Below are 231 nucleotides of genomic sequence, written 5' to 3'. Positions count from 1 at the left end.
GCCTTCCACCTGGGCGCCCTGTACAAGGCGGGTCCGATGACCTACCAGGCCGGCATGCGCGGCTACAAGCTCCAGTCGGGCAAGGCCGCCACGCCGGACGTGCGCGGCGACACCTACTGGGCCGGCGCCACCTGGGCGGCCTACCCGTGGACCCTGACGGGCGCCGTCTACCACGTCAACACGAAGAACCTGCCGTCCGCGAAGGACGCGGATCCGATGATGCTCGTGGGG

1 protein-coding gene is annotated in these 231 nt (G+C 70.6%); it reads left to right on the top strand.

Features of this window, described 5'->3' with window-relative positions; translation table 11 throughout:
• Positions 1-36: 36 nt before the first annotated feature.
• On the top strand, positions 37-231 hold a 195-nt coding region (locus tag ACPYOM_RS24170), incomplete at its 3' end, for a hypothetical protein (RefSeq protein ID WP_481347929.1).

Source organism: Monashia sp. HAY1-2A, assembly GCF_056755315.1.
The sequence above is the reverse complement of the archived record's forward strand: the minus strand, read 5'-3'. Positions and strand labels throughout refer to the sequence as shown.